Raw genomic sequence first — 3,748 nt, 5'->3', positions numbered from 1 at the left:
CGCCGGATGTGCGCCCCTGGCCGCGTTTCCGGCGGGAGTCGTCGGCGGGCGGCTGCGCGCCCCGTTTGCCGGTGTGCCCACTGCGTGTGTTGTGTGTCTTGCGTCCCATGCGCCATCCATAGGGCAGGCAAGGCGGGCAGGCAAGGCGGGCGGGCAAGGCGGGCGGGCAAGGCCGCGTCAGTGCGGAGCGACGCCCAGAAACCCGTAGCAGGCGGCCAGCAGCAGGCACAGCGGGGTGTACAGCCGGGCGTCCCAACGGGCGAAGGTGGTGGAACGGATGCGCCGGAACAGGCCGCAGTACCGAAAATCGCCAATGGCCCGCACCACGAAGATGAACGCCGCGCCAAGGCACAGCGTGGGGGCCATATGGGGCGGCGGCAGGGGCAGCCAGCCCAGGGTCAGCCCCGGAAGCAATGCCAGCAGGGCAAAGGTAACGGTGACGATGCCAGTCAGCCCGCGGGATGGCGCAAACAGGGCGCGGCCCTCTGCAGACTCAGGCGTGCGGGGAATGACCCTGTCGAGCCACAGGGTGGAGCCCAGCACCCATGCCCCGTGCAGCAGGGTGATGGCGGCAAGGCTTGCGGTGGCGACAAGCGCGGCGACGGAAGTGAGCAGGGTGAGCATGGTCATGGGCCGTGCATAGCACGGACAGGGCGGCGCGTCATGCCGTTGGCGCAACGGCGGAGTGACGGCTGGACGTTGCGTGCGAACGAATGCGGCATGGCGCGTCCCGTGCCGGATGCACATGAAAGGCCCCGGACATGTCAGTGACACGTCCGGGGCCTTTGTCTGCAACTGCGGTGTATTCCTGCGGGCTAGTCACCCATCTGGAAATCAACCTTGATCTTGAACAGCTTCGTCGCGGGCAGGTTCAGGATGGGGATGCCCGTCTTTTCGGTGATTTCGGCAAGGGTGGCGCACACGCTGTCCCACGAGGGGCCGATGCAGGTGAACCAGATGTTGTATTCGTGGTTGCGCAGGTAGTTGTGGGTAACGCCCACATGGCGGTTCACCTCGGCCACGAACCCGTCCATGGCCGCGTCGGGCACCTTGGCCGCGCACAGCGTGGAGCGAAAGCCCAGCTTGGCGGACTGAAAGTTGGCCCCCATGCGGCGGATGAGCCTGCGTTCCTTCATGGCGCGCACGCGGGCCAGCGCCTCGGCCTCGGTGACGCCGCACCTTTCGCCGATGACGGCGTAGGGGCGCGATTCCAGCGGAAAGTCCGACTGGATCACGTCCAGGATGCGCTTGTCGATCTGGTCCAGCGTGTCAGTGACAGTGTCAGTGTCAGGGGCAGCGGTGGGGGCAGTGCAGCTTTCGGCGTGGGATGCGGTCATGATGCCTCCGTCAGCGGCACGCGCCGGTGCGCCTGGGGGTGTACGAGCACAGCGGTTCCTCGGCCAGGTGGTCGCCGCTCATGTTGTAGGCCCGCGCGCGGCAGCCGCCGCACACCTTGTGGTATTCGCAGGGGCCGCACTTGCCGGTGTAGGCTTCCTGATCGCGGAACTGCTTGAAGTGGTGCGTGTTGCGCCAGATTTCGGGGAAGGGCGTGTCGCGCACGTTGCCGCAGTCCAGTTCCAGGTAGCCGCACGGCTGCACCTGGCCCACATGGCTGATGAAACAGAACCCGATGCCGCCAAGGCAGCCGCGCGTCATGGCGTCCATGCCGAAGGTGTCGGGCGTGACGGCCAGGCCTTCTTCCTTGGCCCGCTGGCGCATGATGCGGTAGTAGTGCGGCGCGCAGGTGGCCTTCAGGTGCATGGAGGTGGTCTTGCGGAAGTCGTAGAACCAGTTCAGCACTTCCTCGTATTCCGTGGCGGAGATGACCTGGTCGCCAAGGCCCGCCGCGCGCCCGGTGGGCACCAGCAGGAAGATGTGCCACGCCGCCGCGCCGATGCGCTCGCACAGCTTGAAGATGTCCTTGAAGCTGCCGAGGTTGTCGCGGGTGACGGTGGTGTTGATCTGGAACTCGATGCCCGCCTGCTTCAGGTATTCGATGCCCCGCAGGGATGCGTCGAACGCGCCGGGCACGCCCCGGAAGGCGTCGTGGCTGGCGGCGTCCGGCCCGTCGATGGAGATGGAGCAGCGCTGCACGCCCGCTTCCTTCATCTTGCGGGCCGTTTCCGGCGTGATCAGGGTGCCGTTGGGCGACATGACGCAGCGTAGGCCAAGGCCGGTGGCGTATGCGATGAGCTCGTACACGTCGGCGCGCATCATGGGGTCGCCCCCGGTGAAGATGATGATGGGGTTGCCCACCTGCGGAAAGGTGTCGATGAGGGCCTTGGCCTCTTCGGTGGAAAACTCGCCGGGGTAGGGTTCTTCGTGCGCTTCGGCCCGGCAGTGCTTGCAGGCCAGGTTGCACGAGCGGGTCACTTCCCACGCGATGAGCTTGCAGGTGGGGGTGCCGTCGGGCAGGGTGCGCGGCATCTGCGGCGCGCCCACTCCGGTGGGGTGCCCGCCACCGCGGTGGCCTGCGGGTTGACCGCCCATGCCTGCGGGATGTCCGCCCGTGCTGGCCGGATGTCCGCCCTCTGGGCTGGCCTTGCGTTCGTCGCCGGGGTGTTGCGGATGGCTCATGCTATTTCACCAGTCCTTTGCGCAGCAGGTCTTCGGTAAAGTAGGTGATGATCAGCCCGGCCCCGGCGCGCTTGATGCCCAGCAGCGATTCCATGACCACGGCGTCCTCGTTGATCCAGCCGTTCAGACCGGCGGCGCGGATCATGGAGTATTCGCCGCTCACCTGATAGGCGGCCACGGGCACGTCGAAGCGGTCGCGCACGTCGCGGATGATGTCCAGGTACGGCCCGGCGGGCTTGACGATAAGCATGTCCGCGCCCTCGGCGATGTCCGCCGCCGCCTCGCGCATGGCTTCCACCCGGTTGGCGGGGTCCATCTGGTAGGTCTTGCGGTCGCCGAACTGGGGGGTGGATTCCGCCGCCTCGCGGAACGGGCCGTAGAAGCTTGATGCGTACTTGACCGCGTAGGACATGACGGGGATGTGGCTGAACCCGTTCTGGTCCAGCGCCCGGCGGATGGCCTGCACCCGACCGTCCATCATGTCGGAGGGGGCCACCATGTCCGCGCCTGCCTCGACATGGCTGATGGCGGTCTTGGCCAGCAGCGACAGGGTGGGGTCGTTGTGCACCTCGCCGGACGTATCGCCCTGGCGCACCAGGCCGCAGTGGCCGTGGTCGGTGTATTCGCACAGGCACACGTCGGTGCACACCACAAGGTTCGGCCAGCGCTTCTTCAGCAGGCGCACGGCCTGCTGGACGATGCCGTCCTTGTTGTAGGCCTCGCTGCCGCGATAGTCCTTTTCCCTGGGGATGCCGAACAGGATGCAGCTGCGCAGGCCCGTGGCCACGGCGGCTTCCACCTGCTTTTCCAGTTCCTGCAACGAAAGCTGGTACTGGCCGGGCATGGCCCCGATTTCCTTGCGGAAGGCGGGGTCGTCGGTTTCCACCACGAAATAGGCCATCATCAGGTCCGCCGCGTGCAGCGCGGTTTCGCGCACGATTTCACGCAGGGCGGCGGTGCGGCGCAGTCTGCGCCCCCGGAAGAAGTCCCCGAATTCGGACATGCCGTCTCCTGGAGTAGGCAGGGTTGAAACGCTGCGCCCGCTGCTCACGGTGCGCCGGGCTTGCGGCCCGTTGCAGGCAGGCACGGTCAGCCGGGGCCAGTCACGGCCAGTTTGGGCTGGCAGGTGGCAGCCGCTTGGCGGCGGTGCGTGCGGCCCGCCGAGGTGGCG

The 3,748-nt window shown here is 67.2% G+C and carries 4 protein-coding genes; all 4 read right to left on the bottom strand.

The features are described 5' to 3' along the window. Positions 1–177 precede the first annotated feature (177 nt). Complete coding sequence (locus tag FVW20_RS09635) at positions 178–630, bottom strand: DUF3995 domain-containing protein (protein ID WP_196609253.1); 453 nt, start codon at positions 628–630, stop codon at positions 178–180. 185 nt (positions 631–815) lie between these two features. After that, positions 816–1,337, bottom strand: a complete 522-nt coding sequence (gene ahbA / locus FVW20_RS09630; protein WP_231039010.1) for a siroheme decarboxylase subunit alpha — start codon at positions 1,335–1,337, stop codon at positions 816–818. 10 nt (positions 1,338–1,347) lie between these two features. Further along, positions 1,348–2,577, bottom strand: a complete 1,230-nt coding sequence (ahbD, locus tag FVW20_RS09625; RefSeq protein ID WP_196609252.1) for a heme b synthase — start codon at positions 2,575–2,577, stop codon at positions 1,348–1,350. 1 nt (position 2,578) lies between these two features. After that, complete coding sequence (gene hemB, locus FVW20_RS09620; RefSeq protein WP_196609251.1) at positions 2,579–3,580, bottom strand: porphobilinogen synthase; 1,002 nt, start codon at positions 3,578–3,580, stop codon at positions 2,579–2,581. Positions 3,581–3,748 lie beyond the last annotated feature (168 nt).

Source organism: Nitratidesulfovibrio oxamicus, assembly GCF_015731765.1.
Classification (GTDB): Bacteria; Desulfobacterota; Desulfovibrionia; order Desulfovibrionales; family Desulfovibrionaceae; genus Cupidesulfovibrio; species Cupidesulfovibrio oxamicus.
This window is presented reverse-complemented; position numbering and strand designations above follow the sequence as displayed.

What these genes read in the sequence shown, in the direction of transcription:
- FVW20_RS09635 (WP_196609253.1), bottom strand. Translation starts at nt 630, where the DNA reads ATGACCATGCTCACCCTGCTCACTTCCGTCGCCGCGCTTGTCGCCACC.
- ahbA (WP_231039010.1), bottom strand. Translation starts at nt 1,337, where the DNA reads ATGACCGCATCCCACGCCGAAAGCTGCACTGCCCCCACCGCTGCCCCT.
- ahbD (WP_196609252.1), bottom strand. Translation starts at nt 2,577, where the DNA reads ATGAGCCATCCGCAACACCCCGGCGACGAACGCAAGGCCAGCCCAGAG.
- hemB (WP_196609251.1), bottom strand. Translation starts at nt 3,580, where the DNA reads ATGTCCGAATTCGGGGACTTCTTCCGGGGGCGCAGACTGCGCCGCACC.